Below are 26,670 nucleotides of genomic sequence, written 5' to 3'. Positions count from 1 at the left end.
CCTTATGGGAAACCTTATCCGGGGATGGGCGCGCAGCCCGTCCCCGTTTTTATTTCAGCCGCGTTATTTCACGCAGCGGGTGCACTGAGAGCTCTGGATCTTCTGGAAGAAGTCATTGCCCTTGTCATCCACCAGGATAAACGCCGGGAAATCTTCCACTTCAATTTTCCAGATGGCTTCCATCCCCAGTTCCGGGTACTCCACGCACTCCAGACTCTTGATGCTCTGCTGCGCCAGCACCGCCGCCGGGCCGCCGATGCTGCCAAGATAGAAGCCGCCGTGTTTGTTACAGGCGTCGGTCACCTGCTGGCTGCGGTTACCCTTCGCCAGCATAATCATGCTGCCGCCGTGGGACTGCAGCAGATCCACATAGGAGTCCATCCGCCCGGCGGTGGTCGGCCCCAGAGAACCGGAAGCATAGCCGTCCGGCGTTTTGGCCGGGCCAGCATAGTAAATCGGGTGGTCTTTCACATACTGCGGCAGCCCTTCACCGCGCTCCAGACGCTCTTTCAGCTTGGCGTGCGCGATATCACGGCCGACGATGATGGTGCCGCTCAGCGACAGGCGCGTGGACACCGGATATTGCGACAGCTGCTTGAGGATCTCGGCCATCGGACGGTTCAGATCCACCTTCACCGCTTCCCCTTCGCCCGCCTGACGCAGTTCCTGCGGAATATAGCGGCCCGGATTGTGCTCCAGTTTCTCCAGCCAGATACCGTCGCGGTTGATTTTCCCCTTGATATTGCGGTCTGCGGAGCAGGATACCCCCATGCCGACCGGGCACGACGCACCGTGGCGCGGCAGGCGGATCACCCGGATATCGTGAGCAAAATATTTACCGCCGAACTGTGCGCCCAACCCCAGGTTCTGCGCCTCTTTCAGCAATTCTTCTTCCAGTGCCACGTCGCGGAACGCCTGGCCGTGCTCATTGCCTTCAGTCGGCAGGCCGTCGTAATACTTGGTGGAAGCCAGCTTGACCGTTTTCAGCGTCGCTTCGGCGGAGGTGCCGCCAATCACGAAGGCCACATGGTACGGCGGGCAGGCCGCGGTGCCCAGGGTACGCATCTTGTCCACCAGGTAATCCTTCAGTTTACCCGGCGACAGCAGCGCCTTGGTTTCCTGGTACAGATAGGTTTTGTTGGCGGAGCCGCCGCCCTTGGCGATGCACAGGAATTTGTATTCGTCGCCGTCGACGCTGTAGAGGTCGATCTGTGCCGGCAGGTTGCTGCCGGTATTCACCTCTTTATACATATCCAGCGCGGCGTTCTGCGAGTAGCGCAGGTTGTCTTCGATATAGGTGTTGTACACCCCGCGCGATAGCGCCGCTTCATCACCGCCGCCGGTCCAGACGCGCTGGCCTTTTTTACCGACGATGATCGCGGTGCCGGTATCCTGGCAGGTCGGCAAAATACCCTTGGCGGCGATTTCTGAGTTACGCAGAAATTGCAGCGCAACGTACTTATCGTTTTCACTGGCTTCCGGGTCGGCAAGGATATCGGCGACCTGCTGCTGGTGCGCCGGGCGCAACATAAATGAGGCGTCGTGGAAGGCGTGCTGGGCAAGGAGGGTCAGGGCTTCCGGTGCAACTTTCAGGACTTCCTGCCCTTCAAATTCTGCGACGGAAACGTGGTCGCGGCTTAGCAGATAGTATTCGGTATCGTCTTTCTTCAGTGGAAACGGATCTTGATAATGGAACGGTTTATTCGACATTTATCTCTCACTTGCAACAATTAGCTGCGTTAAATTCACACTTTCAGCGCATGACTCGGGTCGCTGCGTCAAAAAAACTCACCACACCTTACTTATTTTTAGGTAGCCGCTTATTGCGCTAAATCGCAAAACGCCCCTGAATCGCGGGTGCAATGCCGTTTGAGCTTTTTCGACCACGTCCTGTGAGAACTGCGGGTACAGACTTATCTGGCACGTTTTATTATCCCGCAGTTAACACCTTGATTACAATCCGCACCGCCCGATCGGCTTATCATTGTGGTGAAAAAAGCACGTAAGCCTACATAAACCGATACGTTTTTTTCATCCTGAGGCATATTGCCAGCCCCGCGCGCCGCGTCTATGCTAGCGGCGATGAACAAAATCAGAATCCCTATCGCACTGCAACAAGCAGTGATGCGCTGCCTGCGGGAAAAACTGCAGCTGGCCCGGCAACATTTTGCCGAAGAATTTCCGGAACCCAAGGTCGTTTACCAGCAGCGCGGCACCAGCGCCGGCACTGCCTGGCTGCAAGACTGGGAGATCCGCCTTAACCCGGTGCTGCTGATGGAAAACAAGCAGCCGTTTATTGATGAAGTGGTGCCGCACGAACTGGCGCACCTGCTGGTGTTCCGCCGTTTCGGTCAGGCGGCAGCGCCGCACGGCCGCGAATGGCGCTGGATGATGGAAGAAGTGCTGCAGACGCCGGCCAGCCGTACCCATCAATTCGGCATCGCTTCGGTGCAGAGCAAAACCTTTCCCTACCAGTGCCGCTGCCAGCTGCATCAGCTGACGGTGCGTCGCCATAACCGCATCCAGCGCGGCGAAAGCGAGTACCGCTGCCGCCGTTGCGGCGAAAAACTGGTCTTCTCCGCCGGCGAAACGCGCGAACTGCGCGATTGAGACTTTCCGCCATCCCTCACCTCGCTTCCGGCCGCCGCTTTCCGCCAGCGGCCGGCACGGCTCGCTATGCATAACGCCGGCAAGTCTGCCGGATAAACAAATAATTAGCCTGATTTGCCACTGCCTGCGACTTCCGCTACCCTGCGTGCTTTTCCGATTTTGAGCTGTTTTGGAATATGCTTCGCAAAATTTTGTTCGCAATGGTTTTCATTTCTGGCGCGGTTAACGCGCATGGCATCAACAACTTCTCCCAGGCCAAAGCGACAGCGGTCAAAATCAATCAGGACGCCCCCGGCAGCTTCTACTGCGGCTGCCAAATTCAGTGGCACGGCAAGAAAGGCATCCCCAACCTCCACGGCTGCGGCTTTCAGCCGCGTAAAAATGCCCAGCGCGCCGGCCGAATCGAATGGGAACACGTGGTGCCAGCCTGGCAGTTCGGCCACCAGCTGCAGTGCTGGCGCGACGGCGGGCGTAAAAACTGCAACAAGGATCCGGTATACCGTAAAATCGAAACCGATCTGCACAACCTGCAGCCGGCGATCGGCGAAGTAAACGGCGACCGTAGTAACTTTATGTACAGCCAGTGGCGCGGCGGTGAAGGCCAATACGGCCAGTGTCCGATGAAGGTCGACTTCAAACACAAACAGGCGGAACCGCCGGCCCGCGCCCGCGGTGCCATCGCCCGCACCTATTTCTATATGCGCGATCGCTACCGGCTGCGTCTGTCACGCCAGCAGACCCGGCTGTTTGAGGTGTGGGACCGCCAGTACCCGGTCAGCGACTGGGAATGTCGCCGCGAGGCACGCATCGCTAAGGTACAGGGAAACCATAACCCGTATATTCAGCAGGCTTGCCAGCAGCGCAAAAGCTAAATAGTCTGCATAAAGGCAGTGGCAACGGCGCCGCTGCCGATCGGCCGCCTTTGGGTATATACTCTTGGTCTTTCAGGACGCAGCGCTTCGGCTGCGAATTTCGTCAGGATTAGAACGTCATTATGCGCATACCTCGCATCTATCACCCGGAACCGCTGAGTTCCCATTCGGAAATCGCCCTGAGCGAAGACGCGGCCAACCACGTCGGACGCGTGTTGCGCATGAGTCCGGGCCAGGCTCTGCAGCTGTTTGACGGCAGCAACCAGGTGTTCGACGCTGAAATCACCCAGGCGGATAAAAAAAGCGTACGGGTGCGCATCGCCGACGGCCGGCTGGAAGATCGCGAATCGCCGCTGAACCTGCATCTCGGCCAGGTCATCTCACGCGGCGACAAGATGGAGTTCACCATCCAGAAATCCATCGAGCTGGGGGCGAACACCATTACGCCGCTGTTTTCCGAACGCTGCGGCGTCTCGCTGTCCGGCGAGCGGCTGGCAAAGAAACTCCAGCAGTGGCAAAAAATCGCCATCGCCGCCTGCGAACAGTGCGGCCGCAACCGTATTCCGCAGATCCGCCCGGCCATGGCGTTGGAAGCCTGGTGCGCCGAGCAGGACGACAGCCTGAAACTGAATCTGCACCCGCGCGCCAGCCACAGCATCAATACGCTGCCGCTGCCGGTGAACCACGTCCGCCTGCTGATCGGGCCGGAAGGCGGCCTGTCCGCCGATGAAATAGCCATGACCTCCGGGCACGGATTTACCGATATCCTGCTGGGGCCACGCGTACTGCGTACCGAAACTACCGCGCTCACCGCAATTACCGCCCTCCAGGTGCGTTTCGGCGATCTGGGTTAAAGGAGAAAGAACAATGATTAAGCTCGGCATAGTGATGGACCCCATCTCATCCATCAACATCAAGAAAGACACCAGCTTCGCCATGCTGTTGGAAGCACAGCGCCGCGGCTGGGAGCTGCACTATATGGAGATGGACGATCTCTATCTGCACGCCGGCGACGGCCGCGCCCGCACGCGCGTACTGAGCGTCAAGGAAGACAAAGAATCCTGGTTCAGCTTCGGCGCCGAGCAGGACTTGGCGCTGCAGGAACTGGACGTGATCCTGATGCGTAAGGACCCGCCGTTTGATACCGAATATATTTATGCGACCTATATTCTGGAGCGCGCCGAGGTCAAAGGCACGCTGATCGTCAACAAACCGCAGAGCCTGCGCGACTGCAACGAAAAACTGTTCACCGCCTGGTTCCCGGAGCTGACGCCGGACACGCTGGTCAGCCGCAGCGCCGCGCACATCCGCAGGTTCCACCAGCAGCACGGCGACATTATCCTCAAGCCGCTGGACGGCATGGGCGGCGCTTCAATTTTCCGCGTTAAGCAGGAAGACCCGAACCTGTCGGTAATTATCGAAACGCTGACCGAACACGGCGGCCGTTTCTGCATGGCGCAGAACTTCCTGCCGGCGATTAAAGAAGGCGACAAACGCATTCTGGTGGTCGACGGCGAACCGGTGCCTTACTGCCTGGCGCGTATTCCGGCGCAGGGGGAAACCCGCGGCAACCTGGCCGCCGGCGGCCGCGGCGAAGCGCGCCCGCTGAGCGAAAGCGACTGGCAGATCGCCCGTACCGTCGCGCCGACGCTGAAAGAAAAAGGCCTGGTGTTTGTCGGCCTGGACGTGATCGGCGACCGCCTGACCGAAATCAACGTCACCAGCCCAACCTGCGTGCGTGAAATCGAAGCGGCCTTCCCGATCTCCATCACCGGTATGTTGATGGATGCTATCGAAAAACGTCTGGCTACGCGCTAAGCTGACGGCAGTGCGGGCGTATCGTCCGCGCTGCCGATTTCACGTCGTTTTCGCCCTTCATAGGTGCGGCAGCGCCACTATCCACCCTACTCACTAATCGACAGACCGACATGAATTTACAGCACCACTTTCTTATCGCCATGCCAACCATGCAGGATCCCCGCTTCAAACGCTCGGTGATTTATATCTGCGAGCATAACGAAGACGGCGCCATGGGGTTGGTGATCAACAAACCCGTGGAACAATTTACGGTGGAAAGCGTGCTGGAGAAGCTGAAGATTGCGCCGGCCGATCGCGACCCGGCCATCAGCCTGGATAAACCGGTGTATGCCGGCGGCCCGCTGGCGGACGACCGCGGCTTTATTCTGCATACGCCGCAGCCGGGTTTTGACGCCAGCATTCAAATTTCGCCGGAGACCATGATTACCACCTCCCGGGACGTGCTGGAAACGCTGGGCACCCCGGAGCAGCCGCAGGAAGTGCTGGTTGCCCTTGGCTATGCCGGCTGGGAAAAAGGCCAGCTGGAGCAGGAGGTGTTGGAAAACGCCTGGCTGACCGCAGAAGCCGACAGCGAAATCCTGTTCCACACGCCGATCGCCAACCGCTGGCGTGAAGCGGCCAACCGTCTCGGCGTCGATATCCGCAGCATCGCCAACCATGCAGGACACGCCTGATGAGCAACCGTACCCTCATCGCCTTTGACTTCGGCACCAAAAGCATCGGCGCGGCCATCGGTCAGGAAATTACCGGTACCGCGCGCGCGCTGGCGGCGTTTAAAGCGCAGGACGGCACGCCGGACTGGCAGAAAATAGAAAAAATGCTGCAGGAGTGGCAGCCGGATCTGGTTATCGTCGGCCTGCCGCTCAATATGGACGGCACGGAACAGCCGCTGACCGCCCGGGCGCGCAAGTTCGCCAACCGCCTGCATGGCCGCTTCGGCGTTCAGGTGGAGCTGCATGACGAGCGGCTGAGCACCGTGGAAGCGCGTTCGCATCTGTTTGACCGTGGCGGCTTCCGCGCGCTGGATAAAGGCAGCGTGGATTCCGCCTCAGCGGTGGTTATTCTGGAGAGCTGGTTCGAGCAACATCTGGGGACGTAAGCTTCTGCGCCGGCGCGAAACGGCTGAACATGATTGCCCCCGCCGTCGGCACCACCTCGATTTCCGGCTGCGGCAATTCTTCGTCGTCAGGCAGCTCAAAGGTATCCAGCGACAGCCGGTTAATCCGATAAGGGGTCAGCGTGCTGACCACCGCATAACCGCGCCAGTCGGTGGTGACGCCGTACTGGTTGTCGATGCCGATGCCCGATGAACCGGGCACCTGTACGATCGCCATGGTTTCCCCCAGCGTTTGTCCCAGCGTCACACCGTCGGCGTGGGCCATCAGGCTGCCGGCCAGTTCTACCTCCTGTTGACGGTAATCCTTGCCGCGCGAATAGCCAAACCGCATAGAGCCGGCATTGTACTGATAGCTGGCGCTGAAATCCTGACTGGCTCCATAGCTCTGACTCTGACTGGTGCTGAGGTCATAACTCAGGCTGTAGTCCGCCAGCATGGTGCCGCTGACGCCGACACGCCGGCTGTCAGCGCCGTTTTTCACAAACTGATGATCGTAATTCAGCTTCATGCGCGGCAGAAGCAGCGTGCCCAGCGGCACAGAGAACGACAGCCCAACCTGCCCCTGCTCCTTACCATAATTTCTGCGGCTGTATTCGGCGTACAGATTGACGTCAATCTCTCCCCAGGTTGCACTGTAGCCCAGCTCTATGCTGGTTTCGTCCTTGTCCTGACCGCGTCTGGCCTCGCGCGCCATCGTCAGATACAGACTGTCCGACTCGGAGAAGTACTGGTTGTAGCGCGCCTCCAGCCGGTATTTTTTCTCGGTGTCGAAATCCCCGACAAAAATGCCGTCTTCCCAGTCCCACCAGTAAACACTCTGCTGTTCGACCGCATCGCCGAAGGTGCGGTAACGCTGCCGCGGATAGTATTGTGCCAGCAGGCTGACGGAGGACTCCCAGGCAGGAATGGCTCTGGCGTAGCGCAGACGCCACATTCCGCCGCGATCGGGCCTTGAGCGACGAGGCTGCCGCGCCGACGAATAGTTGTAATCCACGGAGAGTGCGCCCCACTGATTGAGGCTTTTACCTACCCCCAGCGCGGCGCTGCGGTAAAGTCCGGACGTCAGCACGCCGCCGTACAGCGTAACCTTCGCCGGCAAACCGTAGCTGACAGACAGTAAGCCAAACTGCGGCTGCTGCTGTTCGACACCGAAATAGGGTCGGTATTTACCCAGCGTCAGGTCGTACTTGAGCCTGCCGCCGTGCACCAGATTCGGCATCGCCGAGTAAGGCAGTTTGCGTTCGGTTTCCGTGCCGTCGCTTTCACGTAGGGTGACGGTAATATCGCCATCGGGATCCGGGGGGTAAACGTCCTTCAAAATAAATACGCCGGAAGAGACAAAGGTCTGATAAATCACCTCGCCGTTTTGACGCACCTTAACTTCCGCGTTGCTGCGCGCCATACCGCGGATCCACGGCGAAAACTGCCGCAGGCTCTCCGGCAACATACGATCGTCCGACGCCAGCTGGATGCCGCGATACTTCACGTTGTCAAACAGGGCGGAAGGCGTATTGTTGTCGCCAATGCTCAGCAACGCGCGCCAAGCCTTGATATCGCGGTAAGCCACCGCCTTTTCCGTATGCCAGCTTGGCTTACCCCAGGCGTCTTTCTGGTAGACCGGACGATAGCGAAAACGCCAGGCGCCAAGATTTAGCCCGGCGGTCGTATCGACAAACAGGCTGTAATGCCGCTCGGCATCGCGATATCTTTCGGCAGAGTAATGGCCGTAATTCAGCTGATAGTCGAGAAAACCTGCATTGACGCCGTCATCCCAGCGGCGGCTCAGCGCGTTCTGCTCGCCGCCGATCAAATTTGGCGGCACCTCCACCGTCAGCAGCTGCGCCACCGGCTCATAAAAGAGCTGTATGCCGGACGCGCCGGGCACGATGCAGCCGTCAGGCGTTTTCACCACGCCCGCGACGACCTTCTCCCGCACGCCCCATGCACTGAGCAACGCAGGCGTCACGCAAGGCCTATTGCGCACATCCGGCGCAATAGCCGCACGCCCCTTATAGGTGTCATTAACAATAAGATAGATCTTACTCACTTCCGCCATTGCGTAAGTGGCGGCCATCGTTAAAGGCAACAGGGTAAAGCGCAGGGCGGGTTTCATTCGATCCTTGAGTACCAACCACACTATTCCAACGTGTTTAACCAACGCAAAAGAGGCGCTTGCGCGCCTCGCTCCCAACTAGGTTGCCCGCGGCTTTCCATCAGCGCAGGGCAGCACAGGGATTATTTTTGCAGCGCGGCCAGTTCAGCCTGCGCCTGACGCAGGTCAGCAGCAACTTCTCTCATATCAGACTGCTTTTCCTGCAGCTTACGCTGGTACTTAGCAACTTTCCTGGCGTCGCCTTTAGCCTGGGCTTCGCGCAGATCGCCTTTAATTTCACGCACGTCCTGCTGTTTGTCCGCCAGCTTACGCTCTAATTTTTCCACTTTCTTCTGAGCGTCTTTGATCAGGCTGCCGTTGGTGCAGTGTGCGTTCAGCTCATTCAGCGCACGCTTCAAACCGGCGATGCGGTGGTAATTGCCGTATTTTTCCGCCTGCTGGATTTGATACTCAATCGCCGCCCGCTTGGCGTTGCAGTCATAGCCGCCGGCTGACGCCATTGAAGAGAAGCCTACGCCTAAGGCCAGAACTACAGGCATAATTGCCATTTTAGTCATCTTTTTCATGATATTATCCTTAAAAATCATTGGACGCGGGGAGTCCAATACTCCCCTTCCTGTCCGCAACAAGTCTAAAATGTTGCCCTTTACCTGAAAACCCAACAGCATCTTAATCACGCTGTAGGAAAGGATGATTCTCCTGTAGTCCGCTGTTTGCGTTTCAGCAACGCCGCCAGCTTCTCGCTTTCCTTGAGCACCAACCCAACATGCAGCGCATCCGGATAACGCTGCAGCGCCTTACAGGCCTGATCCAACGGCTCGGCGTACAGCAGACGCGCGGCGCCCGCAAGCTTATGCGCCAACGCCTGCAGATTGTCCCGCGAAACGGGACGCTGCTGCAGCGCTATGCGCAACTGCTCTCCGTCCTCCTGCAGGCAGCTCAGCATGGTGTCGATAAACTCCCGCAGCACCTCCGGCTGCCTCAGCTCAGGCGGCAGCCTGGCGAGAATATCCTCTCCGCCTTCGTCTTCCGTCGCCGTCGGCAGAGACAGCAATTTATTTTCCAGCATCACCAGGTTGACCGGTTTGAACAGGCAGTCATTCATACCGGCCTGCAGGCAGGCTTCGCGCGCGCTTTCCTGCGCATTGGCGGTCAACCCCCAGACAATGGAAGCCGGCAGATTGCGTTCACGTTCATTCAACCGTATCTGACGGCTCAGGCTGTAGCCGTCCAGCTTGGGCATATGGCAATCGGTGATAATCAGATCGAAATGCGCCTGATCCAGCAGCGCCAGCGCCCGTTCGCCGTCCTCAACCGCCGTCGGCTGGTGACCGAGAAACGTCAGTTGACGAGCCAGCAGCATACGCCCCCCATGATGATCCTCTACCACCAATACTCGCAAACGCTGTGCCGGCGGCGCGGACGACTGTATTTCCAAATGCGGCATTTCAACATGCAATAAGCGAGTGACGGGGATCACCACCGTAAAATCACTGCCTAAACCGACTTCGCTGTTGACGCTGATAAAGCCGTCCATCAGCGCAACCAGTTTGCGGCTAATATACAGTCCCAACCCCGCGCCGCCGCCGTCGCCCTGTCCCTGGGTGAAAGGCTGGAAGAGCCGCCCCAACGTCTGGGCGTCGATACCCCGCCCGGTGTCGGAAACCTGCAGACGCAGGTTAAAATGTTCTTCAGCGGCTTTCTCCACCGCCGCGCTCAACGTCACCTGTCCCTGCTCGGTAAACTTGATGGCGTTGCTCACCAGATTCGACAGCACCTGTTTGAAACGCACCGGATCGACCAGCACATCGCCGGTGATCTCAGCGTCGATCTCCAGACGGAAATCCAAGCCTTTCTGGCGCGCCACGCCGTCAAACAGCATCGCTATTGACTCGATCAAACGCCGGATGTCGGCGCGTTGGGGATGCAGGATCAGGCGATCGGATTCAATGCGTGAAATATCCAGAATATCGCCAATCAGCGTCAGCAAGGAGTGCGCGGACTCATGCGCCACGCCCAACAACTCTCTGTCGGCCACCACGTCGCCAGGCTGGCGGTTAAGCAACAACTCCAACATGCCGATAATGGCGTTTAGCGGCGTACGAATCTCATGACTCATCGTCGCCAGGAACGTGGTTTTGGCGCGGTTGGCATCGTCGGCATGTTCTTTCGCCTGGCGCAGTTGCTCAATCAGACGATCGCGCTCGGTCACGTCAAACCAGCCGCCGATTTTACCCTCCGCCCGGCGCCCTTCGGTGATCCACAGCGAATTCCACTGCTGCAGGGTGTGCCGCTGCTCGCCTATCTGTAAATAGCGGGTGACGAACATCCCCTTGCCCTTCTCACCGTCGGTCAGCGCAATATCCGACGCGCCGGGCTGCCCCAGCGTCATATCGTCCAGCGAAGCGCCGATAATCTGTTGCGCCGTGGCGTCAATGGCACGGTAAAACGACGCGTTCGCCATCACGATCTGGCCCTGCAGATTGGTCATATAGATCGGCAAAGGCACGGCGTCCATCACTAACTGGCAACGCCGGGCCAACTGCCGTTTGCCGCGCAGTCTGCCAATCAGGCTGGCCGCGAGCGTCAGTGCCAACAATAAACTCATGCCAATCAGTAGCGCAGGATAGTAACGGAACCAGCGTTTGCCGCTGCTTTTCGCCCCCTCAAGCAGGTAGGTATTGTTGTACCAGTTGCTGGTCATGGCATGGATATCTTCCGGCGGTATATTGAGCAGCGCCTTATCCAGAATGGTCGCCAGCGGATATTCGGTGCCGGCAACGCCAATCACAAAGTGCGCCGGTTCAGTATCCAGCGATTCCAGAATATGTAGCCCGGCGGGTTGTTCATGCGCCAGGAAGAAATCCGCGCTAATCATCGGCAGCACCAGCGCCGCCACCCGGCGCTTTTTCACCGCGTCAACCCCGGCCTGTGGCGAGTCTACGCTGACGATGCGGCTCTGCGGATAGCGCTCCTGCAAAAATGCCTGCAGCGGATGGCCGTCGACCAGGGCGATCACCTGCGGATCGCCATGCACCTTCTGACTCGCCAGCCCCACCAGCACCCAGGAGTTGACCAGAAACGATCGGGTGGTCATCAGGCCGTTCGGCCAGACGGAGTCGAGCGTTATGCCCTCCACCACGTCCGCCTGGCCCGCGTTTACCATATTCAGCGACTCCTTGAGCGAGTTGGCGCGGACAATATCGAACTTCAGGCCGGTACGCTCGGAAATAGCGTCGATAATATCGGCGCTCAGCCCGCGAAAGCCGCCCTGCACGTCGAAAAAACTCAGCGGCGGAAAGTCGCCGTTGACCACCAGCCGGACGTGAGGGTGCTCCTCCACCCATTTGCGCTCCAGCGAAGTGAGCAGCAGATGCTCTCCCCCCTGCGACATCGGAATACCGCCGTTCCAGCGGCTCAGAATCTCCGCCTTGGCTCTTTCAGGGATCAGCTTCAGCACCGCGTCGAGGATTTTTTGCAGGCGTACGTTTTCCGGCGCGACGCCAAAGGAAAAGCCGCGCACATCCTGCTGCGGCAGCAACTGCACGCGCAAATTGTTCAGATTGCCCTGATTAATCAGATAGCGCGCCACCGTCGCATCGCCGATAAAAGCGTCAAGACTCTTGAACGACAGCGCTTCCAGCGCGCGGCGCGGAATATCCAGGCTCTGATAGTTAGCAACGGGGAAACGCTTCAAAATGTTCGGGTTATTGCGGTACAGCCCCTCAATGGCGATCTCCTTAAACGGTTGGAAACGCAGCAAGCTATCGGTGCGCGCCACCAGCGCCAGGGCCACCGGCACATAGGCACGAGTCAGCAGTAGACCGGGATCGTCTTCCCCCATCGCCGCCATGTTGCCGATCATATCAACCGAACCATTGGCGAAATCCCGCCATAGATCGGCTTCATTCTCGTAATAACGCACTTTGATCTGCACATTGAGGTTATAGGCGATAATGCCGAGAAAATCGGCGTTGATGCCGCCGTAGTCATTAGCGCCGCTGGTAATATCAAACGGCGGATAGTTCGGCGGTGCCAGTCCAAAAACCAACGCGCGCTTACGTCGCAGCCAGTGCCAGTCGTCGCTGCTGATTTCCGGCTCTGCCAGCTGTATTTGTTCGCGGCTAACCAGATTGACTTCACGATAAGGCAGCAGCGCGGCGCAATAAGCGCCGCTGGAAAACAGCGTCAGGAACAGTAAAATGTATTTAATCATTATCTACCGGGCTTTGCCGCTTATTCAATAATGCATAAACCTCCCCCAAGGCCTTGCCATTAAACTTTTCAATAAGACGAGTCTTATAAGTGCTAATTGTTTTATTGCTCAGCAATAATCTGTCGGCAATCTCCTTATTACTCAGCCCTTCAGACAAATAACGCAGCACCGTTAATTCACGATCGGAAAGGCGCGCCAGCGCATTATTATTCCGCACCGACGTATTAAGCAGCGGCGTTACCGCATCATGAGGGAAACAGGCATAGCCCTGCAGCACCAGCTGGCACAGCGGCACCAGTTGGCTGATATCCTGATCTTTATGAAAGAAACCCCGCGCGCCGGCGCGCATGGCCCGCTCCGCGTAGTTTTCCGCCGGGAGACCGGTATAGACAATAACCTTGATGGCGCTATCCAGTTGGCGAATGCGCTGAAGCACCTGCAGGCCGTCCATTTTATTCAGCATGATATCCAGAATCACCATGCCGGGCCGGTGCTCTTTTATTTTCGCCAGCGCCTCGGTGCCGCTGGCCGCAGTTATAATTACATTATCACCTAATTGCGCCAGCATTGTTTTGACGGCGAAACAGATTGCCGGATGATCGTCAACAACCAGCCAGGTATCCATAAGAATATCCTTATTCATGGGCAAGGTAATCCGCATATAGCTACCCACCCTGTGAAATTAAATAATCACAGGACAGAGCGACAGCCAATTACAAATAAAAAACCACAATATCCATATTATCATTCTCGCGTCTGGATTGTGTCATTATAAAATTCCCTGCGCAATACGCTGCTGTTTGCCCTGAGCAAAGGTTTGCATACCCGCCTGCGCCCCGCTTTGCAGCACGCTGGCCAGCTGATGCGTTTTTCCTTCGCGAATCATGCTGCTTACCGCCGGCGTCGCCGTCAGGATTTCAAATACAGCCGTTCTGCCGCCGTCGGCTCTGCGCAGTAATTTCTGCGCGATTACCGCCTGCAAACCGCTGGCCAATTGGGCGCGCACATAGGCTTTCTCTTCCGCCGGAAAGACGTCGATCATCCGCTCAACCGCCTGAGGGGCGTTGCGGGTATGCAACGTCGCCAGCACCAGATGGCCGGTTTCCGCCGCGGTCAGCGCCAGGCGGATGCTGGCGCCGTCGCGCAGCTCACCCACCAGAATAACGTCAGGATCTTCACGCAGCGCGGCGCTCAGCGCCGCATCGAAGCTGCGGGTATCGCGGCCCAACTGTCGCTGCTGAATCAGCGACAGCGCGCTGCGGTGGATAAACTCGATCGGATCTTCCAGCGTCAGGATATGCCGCCGCTGGTGACGGTTGATATGGTCGATCATCGCCGCCAGCGTGGTGGACTTGCCGCTGCCGGTCGCTCCCGTCACCAGAATCAGCCCCTCTTCCCGCTCGGTGAGCGTCGGTATAATCGCCGGCGCCTGCAGCTGCTCCAACGTCGGGCAACGTTCCGCAATGCGACGCAGCGCCAGCGATATGCCGGCGTGCTGATAAAAAAAGTTGGCGCGCAGCCGCGTGCCGCTCGTGGTCGTCAAGGCGCAATCCAGCTGGCCGGCCCGCTGCAGCTGCCGCTGCTGGCGCTCGTCGAGCAGCGCGGTACACAGCGGTTGCATGTCTGCAGCAGACAGGGCGGCGTCGCCCGCCAGCGGCTGAAGTTCACCATCGATGCGCATCATCAACGGTTGGCCGGTACAAAGGTGCAGATCGGAAGCATTATGCTTTACACTAAGGGCCACAAATTCATCGATATCCATATCTATCTCCCGGGTCAAGAATGAGCACTATCCAACAGAATCTGCAGGATGTCAGGAGCCGTATTGCTCGCGCTGCCGAAAGTTGCGCACGCGCTCCGGAAGAAGTGACGCTGCTTGCCGTCAGTAAAACCAAACCTGTAGCGGCGATCGCAGACGCTATCAATGCCGGGCAGCGGGCCTTTGGCGAAAACTACGTGCAGGAAGGCGTCGAGAAAATTCAGCATTTCAGCGCGCAGCCGCAGGGCGCGGCGCTGGAGTGGCACTTTATCGGTCCGCTGCAATCCAATAAAAGTCGCCAGGTGGCCGAACACTTTGCCTGGTGCCACACCGTCGACCGGCAAAAGATCGCCCAGCGGCTGAACGACCAGCGTCCGGCCGAGATGCCGCCGCTCAATGTGTTAATCCAGATCAACATCAGCGATGAACAGAGCAAATCCGGCATCGGGCTGGACGAGTTGCCGCAGCTGGCGCAGGCCGTCGCCGCCATGCCGCGCCTGACGCTGCGCGGCCTGATGGCTATCCCGGCGCCGGAGGAAGATCCTCAACGGCAGCGGGAGGTCTTCGGCCGGATGCAGCAGGCCTTTTTGCAGTTGCAACAGCAGCACCCGCAGGCGGATACGTTGTCGATGGGCATGACCGATGATATGTCCGCGGCGATTAGCGCCGGCAGTACCCTGGTACGCATCGGCACCGCGATTTTTGGCGCCCGTGATTATTCGCAGGCCTGACAGCACAGACGAGGAACGATATGCAACACCGCAAGATTACTTTTATTGGCGCCGGCAATATGGCGCGCGCTATCATCGCCGGTCTGGTCAGCGGCGGTTATCCGGCCAACCTGATTAGCGTCTGCGCTCCGTCGCCGAACAATCGCGATGCATTGGCCGCCGACTATGGCATTATCAGCAGCGCCGACAACGCCGCCTGTGCGCAGGGCGCCGATGTGGTAGTGCTGGCGGTAAAACCGCAGCTGATGGCCGACGTCTGCCAGGCGCTGCAGAGCCAGGTCAGTTTTGACGGCAAGCTGGTGCTGTCGATCGCCGCCGGCGTTCAGGTCGAGCGTTTCTATCAACTGCTCGGCCGGTCGCTCAATATCGTGCGCATCATGCCGAACACCCCGTCGCTGGTCGGGAAAGGCATGAGCGGGCTGTACGCGCCGCCGCAGGTCAGCCAGCAGGATCGCGACTTCACCGGCGCGCTGATGGGCTCGGTGGGCAAAGTCTGCTGGGTGGACGATGAGAACGGCATTAACGGCGTGATTGCCGCCGCAGGCAGCGCGCCGGCCTATTTCTTCCTGTTTATGGAGTCCATGCAGCAGGCCGCCGAACAGATGGGCTTCAGCAGCCAGCAGGCGCGCGAGCTGGTGCAGCAGGCGGCCAGCGGCGCGGCGGCGCTGGTGGAAGCCAACCCGGAAACGTCGCTGTCGACCCTGCGCGAACAGGTGACGTCAAAAGGCGGCACCACCGCCGAAGCGCTGCGCGTGTTTAACGAACAACACCTGCCGGCAACCGTCGCTCAGGCGATGCAGGCGGCCGTTTCCCGTGCGCAGGAAATGGAAAAATCATTCTAATTAAGGAGCGAACCACGCAATGCTAACGCTGACTTTCCTGGTCAAGACCGTTATTGATATTTACGTTATGGTGCTGCTGCTGCGCATTTGGATGCAGTGGGCGCGCACCGATTTTTATAACCCGTTTTCCCAGTTCGTGGTGAAAATCACTCAGCCGGTGGTGGGCCCGCTGCGTCGTGTCCTGCCTTCGCTGGGGCCGATCGACAGCGCCTCGCTGCTGCTGGCGTTCCTGCTGATGACCATCAAATATCCGCTGCTGCTGCTGATTCAGGGCGGCGCCATGGCGCTCAGCCCGTATAACCTGCTGTTCGGCCTGATTTCGCTGGTGAAGTCCGCCGGTTATCTGATTTTCTGGGTGATGATCATCCGCGCCCTGATGAGCTGGATCAGCCAGGGCCGCAGCCCGATTGACTACGTGATGTATCAGTTGACCGAGCCGCTAATGGCGCCGATCCGCCGTATTATCCCGGCGATGGGCGGCATTGACTTCTCGGCGATGGTAGTGATTCTGATCCTGTATCTCATCAACTACCTGGGTATGGATCTGTTCGGCGAGATCTGGTTCCTGCTGTGAGCGCCGTCACCCTGCTGCCGGATGGGCTGGTCATCAGGCTGTATATTCAGCCGAAGGCCAGCCGCGACCAGATTATCGGTCTGCATGGCGACGAAATAAAAGTCGCCATCACCGCGCCGCCGGTGGACGGCCAGGCTAACGCCCATCTGATTAAGTTTCTCGCCAAGCAGTTCAAGGCGGCGAAGAGCAACATCACTATCGAAAAAGGCGAACTGGGCCGGCATAAACAGTTACGCATTATTCATCCGCAACAGCGCCCGCCGGTTATTGCGGCGCTGATTGACTAAAGCTTCAAGGTATCACTATGCAAAAAGTCGTTCTTGCCACCGGCAACCCCGGTAAAGTACGCGAACTCGCCGCGCTGCTGGCCGATTTCGGCCTGGACATCGTGGCGCAAACCGAGCTGGGCGTTGAGTCCGCCGAAGAGACCGGCCTGACGTTTATCGAAAACGCCATCCTGAAGGCGCGCCACGCGGCACAGGTTACCGGCCTGCCGGCAATCGCCGATGATTCCGGCCTGGCGGTAGATGTGCTCGGCGGCGCGCCGGGCATCTATTCCGCCCGCTACGCCGGCGAAGACGCCAGCGACCAACAGAATCTGGACAAACTGCTGGATGCCATGCAGGCGGTGCCCGCCGGGCAGCGCGGCGCCCGCTTCCACTGCGTGCTGGTGTACCTGCGCCACGCCGCCGACCCGACGCCGCTGGTGTTCCACGGCAGCTGGGCCGGGGAAATCACCACCACCTCCGCCGGCCGCGGCGGCTTCGGCTACGATCCGATCTTCTACGTCCCGGAACTGCAGCGCACCGCCGCCGAGCTGACGCGCGAGGAGAAAATCGCCGTCTCGCACCGCGGTCAGGCGTTGAAACTGCTGCTGGAAGCGATGCGCAATGCCCAGTAACGCCGTACAACTGCCGCCGCTGAGCCTGTACATCCATATTCCGTGGTGCGTGCAGAAGTGCCCCTATTGCGATTTCAACTCGCATGCGCTGAAGGGCGAGGTGCCGCATCAGGAATATGTCGACCATCTGCTGGCGGATCTGGACGCCGACCTGCCGCTCGCCGGCGGTCGCAGCATCAGCACCATCTTTATCGGCGGCGGCACCCCCAGCCTGCTGAGCGCGGAGGCGATGCAAAGGCTGCTGGACGGCGTGCGGGCGCGAATTCCCGTTGCCGACGACGCCGAAATCACCATGGAGGCTAATCCCGGCACCGTTGAGGCCGACCGCTTCAGCGGCTACCAGCGCGCCGGCGTTAACCGTATTTCGATTGGCGTGCAGAGCTTCAGCCACCAGAAGCTGGAGCGCCTGGGGCGCATCCACGGCCCGGAAGAGGCCAAGCGTGCGGCGCAGCTGGCCACCGGCCTCGGCCTGCGCAGTTTTAACCTGGATTTGATGCACGGGCTGCCGGACCAGTCGCTGGAAGAAGCGCTGGATGACCTGCGCCAGGCCATCGCCCTGAATCCGCCGCATCTGTCGTGGTATCAGCTGACCATTGAGCCGAATACCCTATTCGGCTCACGCCCGCCGCCGCTGCCGGACGACGATGCGCTGTGGGATATTTTCCAGCAGGGGCATGAACTGCTGACCGCCGCCGGCTACCAGCAGTATGAAACCTCGGCCTACGCCAAACCGGGCTACCAGTGCCGGCACAACCTGAACTACTGGCGCTTCGGCGATTATCTGGGCATCGGCTGCGGCGCGCACGGCAAACTGACCTTCAGCAACGGACGCATTGTGCGCACCGAAAAAACCAAGCATCCGCGCGGTTTTATGCAGGGCAACTATATGGCGAAGCAGCATGAGGTAGCGATGGCGGATCGGCCGTTCGAGTTCTTTATGAACCGCTTCCGGCTGCTGGAGGCCGCGCCGCGCGACGAGTTCCGCATTTACACCGGGCTGGATGAAAGCGCAATCCGCCCGCAGCTGGATCAGGCGCTGGCGAAAGGCTATCTGACGGAGAACGCCGACCGCTGGCAGATTACCGAACATGGCAAACTGTTCCTCAACTCGCTGCTGGAGCTGTTTTTAGCCGACGAGTAACGGGGCTACCAGGAGGCCGTCACGTTCAGCGAACAGGGCAGCCTGACTGCCGCAAATTGAAAAAACCGCCATCTTCCGCCCTGTAGTTACCATACTCTGAGTAGAATATGTATGACCTGGCACATATTTTGCTCAGAGACCTTCCCCATGATGACCCGTAAAATCAGCAAGTCGAAAGACTTTCTGCTTTTTTAAGGGAAGCTAGTCAAATAAAAACACTTATGTATCGTTCATGCTTGGTATTACGTGATTACTCACGTACAGGTTCCGAAAGAGTGTTATTTTCCAGCGCTGTTACGCTTTCTCCCACATTCGGTTTTAACAACGCGGTTAATCCCATGCTGATGATATAGAGTCCCGTGAACACCAGACAGACACCTTCAATCCCAATGTGACTCTGGAATAACGTAAACAGCAAAGGACCAAACCACATGCTCATTCCGGCACCCAAGCTCAGGCTAGCGATCATGGCGCCTTTATTCGCCGGCGAGATAAGCGGCATCAGCGCGGATAAAGGTACGAATCCAGCCAGACCGATGCCCCACAGAACACCGTTAATGCTGACCAGTGTCCCATTTCCTGGATACCATAGTGGCAGATAATAGAAGAGAGGTGTCGTGACGGCGCATAATAATCCCCCCATGACGATAATCGTTGTTCGGTGTCCAATTTTATCGCCTAAAATCCCTGCAACCAGATTGCCAATAATATTACTAAAGAAAACCAAGCTTAGTAATTGTAGCCATTCCGGCAGGGTAAATCCCCCCTGATGCGTATAGAAGAAAGGCATCACCGGCATGAACCCGTAAAACGAAGCGGTATTGATCATTCGGGTGACGGCGCCCATTGCTGCTTTGGGTTCACGCCACAATATGCTGATACTTTTAAACAGAAGCTTTGCGGTTCCCGTTTTATCGTTGGATAACGGATGCTTCCCTGTCGGCTCTTTTAAACCAAGCAATGCCAACAGCCCGCCGATGATAACCATTACGATCGATAGCCAGAATGTATTCATCTCACCGATTCGCGGGATGGAAACACTTGCTACCAACGGTGCGAGAGTCATTAAGCCTAATGTACTAAAGAACCAAAACCAGCCCATTGCTGAACCCATCATTTTGGCCGGGGATGCAGCAGCGATCCAGCAGAGGAACCCATAGGCAAACAGCGGATATCCAAAGCCTCGGAGCGTATAGAACAGGAGCATTAATTCATAATTTGACTGGCTGACGCCAAAGGTAAGAAAGGCAATATCCAGCACGATCCATATGATGAGCCCTACCCACATGACGCGATATGGGCTGTATCCATCCGATAATGCCCCTGACAGCCAAGCAGAAATGGATCCGGTTAATCCGTATAGCGTAAATAACAGAGCAATCTTTTCTGAGGAAAGTCCCTGTTCATTCAGATAGGAGGCCAGGAATCCCAGCTCTATTCCATCTCCAATCATAAAGATGGTGAAACCAATAAAACCTATGAGCAATGGCTTTGGAATGCCAGCTAACGTCAATAAGCGATTTATCCCTGGTCGCACTTGTGTTGTATCGTTTTGCATTGTAACGCTCCAGAAAAAAGGGCGTCGAGAACCCGCCCTGCCGTAGGGTGAGATGCCGGTACTTGGGTCTAATTAATTAAGTGCGTGGTACGGGTCAACGGCCACGCTTGGGTAAGTTGTTCATTGCCTTCATCGTGTCATCAAAAGATAGGATCCCGGCATCAGACCCGAGGCCAGTTGCAACCAACGCTCCGCAGGCTGTTGCAAAGCGCGCGCACTGCTCAAGATCCATCCCCTTCACTAACCCAACCACAAAACCTGCGCTGTAGGCATCACCACATCCAGTGGTGTCCAGAACCTGAATATCATGTGCTGGTACGTGGAAGCGCTCACCGTTTTGACCGGCAATAAGGGAACCATCTGCACCAAGAGAAATAGCCACCACCTTGGCACCGGCTGCAAGGAAATAATCAGCGCAATAGTCAACGTTATCGTTTCCACACATCACCGCTGCCTCATCAATGCTCGGCATAAAGTAGTCCACAAATGGCAGCACCGGCAGAACTAACTCAACGGTCTCTTTTCGGGCAGCTATCAAATCGTAGGTGGTGATTCTTCCTGCCTTTTTCGCCGCTTGCATCAAATCAACGGTGGGTTGCCCATCCAGCTTGGCAAGCAAACCTGTTCCACCAAAATGGACGACTTTGGCATCGATCGCCTTGCTCATTGCCGCTTCAGACAATTCGAAGCGATCTGATACGCCACGCACATGCAGGGCAGGACGAGAGCCGTCCGGGCGAATCGTCAAAATTGAAGAGGAAGTCGATACCCCCGGATAGCGACGCATCACCGAAGTATCCACGCCGAAGCTTTCAAGCTTGCTTAGCATAAAGTCGGCTTTTTCATCATCGCCAACGGCACCAAGAGCCAAACAGTTAATGCCCAGTTTTGCCGCATCAACCACGCTGCCGCCAGCGGTGCCTGCAACCGTCAGACGGATATCGTCGATAAAGTAGCACTGGCCACCTGGCGGGATCACCTCAACCGGTACGCCAAGAATATCGAGGCAATAAAAACCCACAAAGCTGGCGTCATATGCAGGGTTTGTAGTGTGTTGTGTCGACATTAATTTGACTCCCGCAGGCCATATTCGCCCCATTTCTTCAGGACGCGATCGATTTCATCATCGGACAGTAACACCGGCTCACCGACCTGAAGGCAGGCATGATATTGGTGCGCCAGGACTTCTACTTCCAGCGCCGTCCACATAGCCTTTTCCAGGCTTTTGCCAGTGGCAATCATACCGTGGTTCGCCAGCAGGCAGGCATGATGATCGCGCAATGCTGCCAGCGCATACTCCGACAGCTCTTCCGTTCCATAAGTCGCGTAGGGCGCACAGGGAATGTCATTTTTCCCCCCCACCGCGATCATGTAATGGATCGCAGGAATGGGCTTATTCAGGATAGCAAGCGTGGTACAATATGTTGGATGCGCATGAACGACAGCGTTAACAGCCGGTTTGTTTTTCAGAATATCGAGATGGAAGCGCCATTCGCTGGACGGCACCATACCCTTGCTGGCATGCCACTCACCATCCATCGTCATCTCTACAATATCTCCAGGCTCCATATTTTCATAAGGTATACCTGAAGGTGAAATCAGCATGATGTTGTCATAGCGCAGACTGATATTGCCTGATGTTCCCTGATTGATGCCCAGTTTGGTCATCTGATTACAGGCATCCACAACGGCACTGCGGGCCTGATAAATATTTTGATATTTCATCTTTACCTCATTACCAGGCGGTATAACCGCCGTCGACAGCCAGAATGGTTCCGGTGATATAACTCGCCGCATCTGAAACCAGGAACAACGCGGCGTTGGCGACTTCATCAGGTTCACCACAGCGCTTCATTGGTGTGCAATTCATCCATTCATCGAACAATTCAGGGCGAGAGCGCATCTGCAAAGTCATGTCTGTCGCGATATAGCCTGGCGCCAGAGCATTCACTCTGATGCCATCTTTAACCCATTCACATGCCAGCGACTTGGTCATAAGGTGCACACCCGCCTTGCTGGTAATGTATGCCGTAGCAGCCTGCGGACGGTTAACAATATCGCCTGACATCGACCCCATATTGACGATGCTCCCGCTCTGCTGCTTCGCCATCTGGCGACCGAACTCTCTGCAGCACCAGAATGTGCCGTTGAGATTAACGTCCATAATCAGACGCCATTCATCATCTTCAGCCTCAAACGCCGGGGTGATGCACGAAATACCCGCGCAGTTAACCAGCATGTCAATGTGACCTGACTCTTTGGCTACCTGTTCTGCGCAAACCTTAACGGCAGCGGGATCGGTCACGTCCAGCTGATAGAAATGCGTTTTAGATCCTAAATCGTGAACCGCCTGTTCTCCGGCTACCACATCGGTATCCAGTAGCCAGACCTCCGCACCAAACTCAAGTAATCCCTTAGCAATTGAAAGCCCAATGCCTTTACTGCCACCGGTCACAACGGCTACTTTATCTTTGAATTCGAATAAACCTTTGCGCATAGGATCCCCTGTTATTAGTGGAAATAAATCCCGCCATCGATGTTGATTGATTGTCCGGTGATAAAATCCGCCATAGGGGAAGCAAAGAACAGCACCGCTCCGGCAACGTCTTCAGGTTGACCAAGCCGACGTAATGCGGTGCGGCCTTCCCAGTAGGTAATCATTTCTTCACTGCCCAGATTGTTACGCCCCATTTCAGTGAGAATGATGCCCGGGCAAATCGCGTTGACGGTAAATCCGTCTGGTCCCAGCTCCTGAGCTGCAACGCGTGTCAGCGAAATGACGGCCGCTTTAGTTGCGGCATAGTGGCCTTGGCCGGGAACACCGCAACGGCCGGCGAGTGATGCGGTGTTAATGATGCGTTTGTCACCTTGCTCTTTCATGTAAGGAGCAAACGCTTGGGTAGTGAGCCAAACGCCCTTCGCGTTGACATCAAAGTGAGCATTCCACTGACTTTCCTGCAGATCCTGAAGCGTAGAAATTTGCAAAATACCTGCGTTGTTCACCAGTACATCCACCGCCTGACGGTCACGACGTAAATTTGCAACTAATTGATCCAGTTCTGTTTTACTGGTGACGTCCAGCGAATAGGTCAGGCAGGATTTGCCGATATGTTCAATCTCATTCTTGAGTGAAGCCAGCACGTTGATTTCACGCTCAATATCCGTGGCGATGACTTTGTATCCAGCTTCTGCAAATGCCAGCGCTATCGCTTTGCCGATGCCACGGCTAGCACCGGTGATCAATACTGTTTTTATATCCGCGTTAATACCCATAAATCCTCATTAGTCTGTGACATGACATACGGGATAAGGCACAATACCCCGCACTGGTTATTACCAATACAGTTCTGGTTATAACCAGTAAATGTGCAAGAGGAAAGCGGGCTTGTTAAATTTTGCGAGTGTGATCAAAAAACGCACAACACAATACCTGGCTTCATGTGGACGGAGGGTGGTGACGGTAATCAATCGGTCATCTATAGTGATGTTTTGGGTTAAATTGAGGTGGGATCCAGATAAATGATTGAGGAAAAACAGAATGTGGATCAGCTTAGCTATCTGATTGAACAACAGCTGCCACTTAACAGGCATAATGCATCCCCATTGTGGCAACAGGTAAAGGAACTGCTACTCACTGCAATCGCTCACTCTTCTGTGGAACATGATACGCGGCTTCCCTCTGAACAGTCGCTCTGTGAACAGCTTGGCGTATCTCGTCCCATTGTGCGCATGGCACTGGACGGGTTAGTCGCATCTGGAATGGTTACTAAAGTGGCCCGTCAGGGAAACTTTGTTTCAAAAAGCCGGCAGGAAGTCGATTTCGCCTCCCAAAACAGCGGGTTATTCGGTGAGATCTCAAAAGGACACTTAGTTACAACCAGAATTTTGCACATCGAAAGGGGAACACCAACCAAGCATGAAAAAGAGATGCTTTTGTTGCCACCTCCGGCTGATGTTTTCAGGATCAGGCGTGTCTACTTTGTCGATGGCAAAGCGACTTCGGTGTCCATGCTCAGGATAGCCGGGCATCGTGTTCCTGGTATTGAGAAATGGATTCAGGATAACGTTTCTGTTTATGGCACCATGCGGGATCGCTTTGGCCTGCGTATCGCACATTCAGAGCGCTGGTTTGAGGCGACCATGCCAACGCGTGAAGAAGCGGAGTTGTTAAATATCCCTCTGCTGCAACCACTTATTGGGATTGAATCCGTGGGACGCACTCAGGATGGTACGCCTCTGGAGTATTATCAGACGGTATTCAACACCGCAACCAGCAGAATTAAAGTTATCGCCAATACCTAACCTGATATCGATTTGGAAAATCGTTGAGGTATAGATATTGGTGTGAGGGCTTAATCAGCGCGAAACGTGGGACCGCCAGTCATCATCAACGCAACATCAAGCAAAAACAGGGACTCTCTCGCAACAGCGAGCGGTACCACTGGGTGCGGCAAGGCGGTCCGTCATTGAACAGCCAGGAAACGTTAAGCGTAGCAAACACCCTATACCCCTGCAGCGACCGCGCCTGCGCAGCTATCTTGGAACGGCTGCCAGAGCGCACGGCATGCTCTCTCCGGCAGCAATAGCGCAGACGGCGCGGCTGAATCAATGTCCATGCGCCGCCGCAGAGATATCCCACAGGGATGAAGGATGCGGATAACGACGCTGAATGATGCCGGGCCTGACTATGTTTATTTCAACGCACCAAGCAGCGCCTTGCGCTGTTCTTCCAGCGAGGTGACGCGGTTGCAGACGTCGTGGCCGAAGTTTTTGAAATCCTGCTCCTGGTTGTTCCACTCGTTCTGGATCGCCTTCTGCAGGCCGCCCAGGTTGCCCATAATCGCCTGCAGCGGGTTGCCGCCGCTGTTGGCCGCCTGCTTGACGCCCATTTCATTCAGGCTGTCCTGCAGGACGCCGCCCATGCTCTGCTGCACCAGATTGCGGCCATCCTGCTCCACCTGCGCGATGGCTTTATGGTGGAACGCCAGGCCGTCGCTGCGGTGCTCGATAATCCGGTTCATCTGCTGCTTCAGCTGGCCGTTCAGGGTGGTCAGACGGTTACGCACGTTGCTGTCTCCGCCCAATTCCTTGACGATCACCTTATCCAGCGCCACGCGCGCCTTTTCCAGGTGCTGCTGCGCGCCGTCATCGATCCACGGCAGCTCTTTACGCAGCGCCGTCTGGTAGCGGAAGGCCTGCTGGCGCTGGCTGTCGCTCAGCGTCAGCGCCTGGCCGTCGCGGGTCACATCGCCGTCCGGCGAGATCTGCAGATTGCCGCTGGCGCCCACCACCTGCACGCTCTGCGGGCTGATAATCACATCGTCCTGAGGTTTAACATTGCACTGGTAGGCGGCATGCGCCTGCGCGGCGGTGAACAGCAATAATGCCAAGCCGGTTTTCTTCAACATAATTTCTCCTGAGATTCCCTTCCAACCGTATACCCGTACGCGGGTAACCACAGCGGGATCTAAAAAATCGAACGACCAATTCGTTGAGACAACAGTTCCAGCGCCGCAGTTCCCGCCAGCGAGTTGCCGGAGGCGTCCAGCTCCGGCGACCAGACGACAATCGCCATCTCGTCGGGCACGATCGCCACGATGCCGCCGCCGACGCCCGACTTGCCCGGCATGCCGACCCGGTAGGCGAATTCACCGGCGCCGTCGTACATGCCGCTGGTCATCATCAGCGCATTGATCTGCCGCGCCTGCAGCGGAGAGATCACCGCATTGCCCTGCAGATCGCGCCCGTTATTAGCCAGATAAACAAAGCTGCGCGCCAACTCAATACTGCTCATCCGCAGCGCGCAGTAGTGAAAATAGGTATGCAGCACGGTCAGCACGTCATTTTCAAAGTTGCCGAACGACTTCATCAGGTAGGCAATCGCCGCGTTGCGGTCGGAGTGTTCAAATTCGGAACGGGCGACGCGCGCGTCGTAGGCCAGATCGTCTTCGCCGGCCAGCTGACGCACCACTTCCAGCATCCGCTGCTTCGGCGCGCTCAGGCGGGTTTGCAGCATGTCGCACACCACCAGCGCCCCCGGGTTGATAAACGGATTGCGCGGCTTGCCCTGCTCCATTTCCAGCTGCAGCAGCGAGTTGAACGGCAGGCCGGAAGGCTCTTTCCCCACCCGCTGCCAGATTTCGCTCTCCTGATAACGGGTCAGCGCCAGCGTCAGGCTCAGCACTTTGGAGATTGACTGGATGGAGAAGCGTTCCGCCGCGTCGCCCGCCTGATACAGCGCGCCATCGACGGTGCACACGGCAATCCCCAGACGATCCGCCGGCACCTCCGCCAGCGCGGGAATATAGTCAGCGACCTTGCCGCTGCCGATCAACGGACGCACCTGCTGCAGAACCTCCGCCAGCAGCGCGTTATCCAATGCTGTTACCAACTCTTTTCTCCGGACAAAACAAAGGCG

At 57.0% G+C, this 26,670-nt stretch carries 26 protein-coding genes; 13 read left to right on the top strand and 13 right to left on the bottom strand.

What is annotated here, in order from left to right:
• Window positions 1-63: 63 nt before the first annotated feature.
• Window positions 64-1,710 (bottom strand): class I fumarate hydratase FumA, encoded by a 1,647-nt coding sequence (fumA, locus tag FO014_RS14425; RefSeq protein WP_160030043.1) that lies wholly within the window; start codon window positions 1,708-1,710, stop codon window positions 64-66.
• 372 nt (window positions 1,711-2,082) lie between these two features.
• Between fumA and FO014_RS14420 the strand changes: the two genes are divergently transcribed.
• The 6 genes from FO014_RS14420 (at window position 2,083) to ruvX (ending at window position 6,399) form a co-directional block, all read left to right on the top strand.
• Complete coding sequence (locus FO014_RS14420; RefSeq protein WP_160030042.1) at window positions 2,083-2,610, top strand: SprT family zinc-dependent metalloprotease; 528 nt, start codon at window positions 2,083-2,085, stop codon at window positions 2,608-2,610.
• A gap of 176 nt (window positions 2,611-2,786) precedes the next feature.
• Window positions 2,787-3,482, top strand: a complete 696-nt coding sequence (endA, locus tag FO014_RS14415; protein WP_160030041.1) for a deoxyribonuclease I — start codon at window positions 2,787-2,789, stop codon at window positions 3,480-3,482.
• Window positions 3,483-3,604: 122 nt separating this feature from the next.
• Entirely contained in the window at window positions 3,605-4,336 is a 732-nt protein-coding gene (gene rsmE / locus FO014_RS14410; protein ID WP_160030040.1) for a 16S rRNA (uracil(1498)-N(3))-methyltransferase, read from the top strand.
• A gap of 13 nt (window positions 4,337-4,349) precedes the next feature.
• Complete coding sequence (gene gshB / locus FO014_RS14405; protein ID WP_160030039.1) at window positions 4,350-5,300, top strand: glutathione synthase; 951 nt, start codon at window positions 4,350-4,352, stop codon at window positions 5,298-5,300.
• Window positions 5,301-5,410: 110 nt separating this feature from the next.
• Window positions 5,411-5,974 (top strand): YqgE/AlgH family protein, encoded by a 564-nt coding sequence (locus FO014_RS14400; RefSeq protein WP_160030038.1) that lies wholly within the window; start codon window positions 5,411-5,413, stop codon window positions 5,972-5,974.
• The gene (gene ruvX, locus FO014_RS14395) at window positions 5,974-6,399 is read left to right on the top strand and encodes a Holliday junction resolvase RuvX (RefSeq protein ID WP_160030037.1); all 426 of its coding nucleotides are present in this window, start codon (window positions 5,974-5,976) and stop codon (window positions 6,397-6,399) included. The genes FO014_RS14400 and ruvX overlap by 1 nt, the downstream gene beginning before the upstream one ends.
• Here the strand turns inward: ruvX and FO014_RS14390 are convergent.
• The 5 genes from FO014_RS14390 to FO014_RS14370 form a co-directional block, all read right to left on the bottom strand.
• A complete protein-coding gene (locus FO014_RS14390) occupies window positions 6,359-8,530 on the bottom strand; it encodes a fimbria/pilus outer membrane usher protein (protein ID WP_160030036.1) in 2,172 nt (723 codons plus the stop codon). The genes ruvX and FO014_RS14390 overlap by 41 nt on opposite strands.
• 122 nt (window positions 8,531-8,652) lie before the next feature.
• Window positions 8,653-9,096, bottom strand: coding sequence for a DUF1090 domain-containing protein (locus tag FO014_RS14385; RefSeq protein WP_160030035.1), 444 nt, complete (start codon window positions 9,094-9,096; stop codon window positions 8,653-8,655).
• A gap of 107 nt (window positions 9,097-9,203) precedes the next feature.
• Window positions 9,204-12,746 (bottom strand): ATP-binding protein, encoded by a 3,543-nt coding sequence (locus tag FO014_RS14380; RefSeq protein WP_160030034.1) that lies wholly within the window; start codon window positions 12,744-12,746, stop codon window positions 9,204-9,206.
• Window positions 12,739-13,371, bottom strand: coding sequence for a response regulator (locus FO014_RS24170; RefSeq protein WP_160030033.1), 633 nt, complete (start codon window positions 13,369-13,371; stop codon window positions 12,739-12,741). The genes FO014_RS14380 and FO014_RS24170 overlap by 8 nt, the downstream gene beginning before the upstream one ends.
• A 144-nt stretch (window positions 13,372-13,515) precedes the next feature.
• Complete coding sequence (locus FO014_RS14370; protein WP_160030032.1) at window positions 13,516-14,508, bottom strand: type IV pilus twitching motility protein PilT; 993 nt, start codon at window positions 14,506-14,508, stop codon at window positions 13,516-13,518.
• Window positions 14,509-14,528: 20 nt separating this feature from the next.
• Between FO014_RS14370 and FO014_RS14365 the strand changes: the two genes are divergently transcribed.
• The 6 genes from FO014_RS14365 to hemW are packed head-to-tail and all read left to right on the top strand — an operon-like array spanning window position 14,529 to window position 18,694.
• Window positions 14,529-15,236 (top strand): YggS family pyridoxal phosphate-dependent enzyme, encoded by a 708-nt coding sequence (locus FO014_RS14365; RefSeq protein WP_160030031.1) that lies wholly within the window; start codon window positions 14,529-14,531, stop codon window positions 15,234-15,236.
• Window positions 15,237-15,256: 20 nt separating this feature from the next.
• Window positions 15,257-16,078: a pyrroline-5-carboxylate reductase gene (gene proC / locus FO014_RS14360; protein ID WP_160030030.1), complete on the top strand. Its 822-nt coding sequence runs from the start codon at window positions 15,257-15,259 to the stop codon at window positions 16,076-16,078.
• Window positions 16,079-16,097: 19 nt separating this feature from the next.
• Window positions 16,098-16,652: a YggT family protein gene (locus tag FO014_RS14355; protein ID WP_015673797.1), complete on the top strand. Its 555-nt coding sequence runs from the start codon at window positions 16,098-16,100 to the stop codon at window positions 16,650-16,652.
• Window positions 16,649-16,939 carry a DUF167 family protein YggU gene (yggU, locus tag FO014_RS14350; protein ID WP_105232509.1) on the top strand — a complete coding sequence of 97 codons (291 nt, stop codon included), beginning with the start codon at window positions 16,649-16,651 and terminating at the stop codon, window positions 16,937-16,939. Before FO014_RS14355 ends, yggU begins: the two co-directional genes overlap by 4 nt.
• Window positions 16,940-16,956: 17 nt before the next feature.
• Window positions 16,957-17,553, top strand: coding sequence for an XTP/dITP diphosphatase (locus FO014_RS14345; RefSeq protein ID WP_160030029.1), 597 nt, complete (start codon window positions 16,957-16,959; stop codon window positions 17,551-17,553).
• A complete protein-coding gene (hemW, locus tag FO014_RS14340) occupies window positions 17,543-18,694 on the top strand; it encodes a radical SAM family heme chaperone HemW (RefSeq protein ID WP_160030028.1) in 1,152 nt (383 codons plus the stop codon). Before FO014_RS14345 ends, hemW begins: the two co-directional genes overlap by 11 nt.
• 250 nt (window positions 18,695-18,944) lie before the next feature.
• Here hemW and FO014_RS14335 read toward each other — a convergent pair whose 3' ends face one another.
• The 5 genes from FO014_RS14335 to FO014_RS14315 all read right to left on the bottom strand — a co-directional run bounded on the left by FO014_RS14335 (window position 18,945) and on the right by FO014_RS14315 (window position 23,525).
• Window positions 18,945-20,252, bottom strand: coding sequence for an MFS transporter (locus FO014_RS14335; RefSeq protein WP_160030027.1), 1,308 nt, complete (start codon window positions 20,250-20,252; stop codon window positions 18,945-18,947).
• A 94-nt stretch (window positions 20,253-20,346) separates the two neighbouring features.
• Complete coding sequence (locus FO014_RS14330) at window positions 20,347-21,318, bottom strand: carbohydrate kinase family protein (protein WP_160030026.1); 972 nt, start codon at window positions 21,316-21,318, stop codon at window positions 20,347-20,349.
• Window positions 21,318-21,977, bottom strand: a complete 660-nt coding sequence (locus FO014_RS14325) for an L-fuculose-phosphate aldolase (RefSeq protein WP_160030025.1) — start codon at window positions 21,975-21,977, stop codon at window positions 21,318-21,320. Before FO014_RS14325 ends, FO014_RS14330 begins: the two co-directional genes overlap by 1 nt.
• Before the next feature lie 10 nt (window positions 21,978-21,987).
• The gene (locus tag FO014_RS14320) at window positions 21,988-22,749 is read right to left on the bottom strand and encodes an SDR family NAD(P)-dependent oxidoreductase (RefSeq protein WP_160030024.1); all 762 of its coding nucleotides are present in this window, start codon (window positions 22,747-22,749) and stop codon (window positions 21,988-21,990) included.
• A 14-nt stretch (window positions 22,750-22,763) separates the two neighbouring features.
• On the bottom strand, window positions 22,764-23,525 hold the full coding sequence (locus FO014_RS14315) for an SDR family NAD(P)-dependent oxidoreductase (protein ID WP_160030023.1): 762 nt from the start codon (window positions 23,523-23,525) through the stop codon (window positions 22,764-22,766).
• A gap of 246 nt (window positions 23,526-23,771) precedes the next feature.
• Here FO014_RS14315 and FO014_RS14310 point away from each other — a divergent pair, with 246 nt between their 5' ends.
• Complete coding sequence (locus tag FO014_RS14310) at window positions 23,772-24,554, top strand: GntR family transcriptional regulator (RefSeq protein WP_160030022.1); 783 nt, start codon at window positions 23,772-23,774, stop codon at window positions 24,552-24,554.
• A 389-nt stretch (window positions 24,555-24,943) separates the two neighbouring features.
• Here the strand turns inward: FO014_RS14310 and FO014_RS14305 are convergent, their stop codons facing one another.
• Window positions 24,944-25,660: a YggN family protein gene (locus FO014_RS14305; protein ID WP_160030021.1), complete on the bottom strand. Its 717-nt coding sequence runs from the start codon at window positions 25,658-25,660 to the stop codon at window positions 24,944-24,946.
• Between the two features lie 59 nt (window positions 25,661-25,719).
• Window positions 25,720-26,643: a glutaminase B gene (gene glsB / locus FO014_RS14300; RefSeq protein ID WP_160030020.1), complete on the bottom strand. Its 924-nt coding sequence runs from the start codon at window positions 26,641-26,643 to the stop codon at window positions 25,720-25,722.
• Window positions 26,644-26,670 lie beyond the last annotated feature (27 nt).

The organism is Serratia rhizosphaerae, assembly GCF_009817885.1.
In the GTDB taxonomy this organism is placed as follows: domain Bacteria; phylum Pseudomonadota; class Gammaproteobacteria; order Enterobacterales; family Enterobacteriaceae; genus Serratia_B; species Serratia_B rhizosphaerae.
This window is presented reverse-complemented; position numbering and strand designations above follow the sequence as displayed.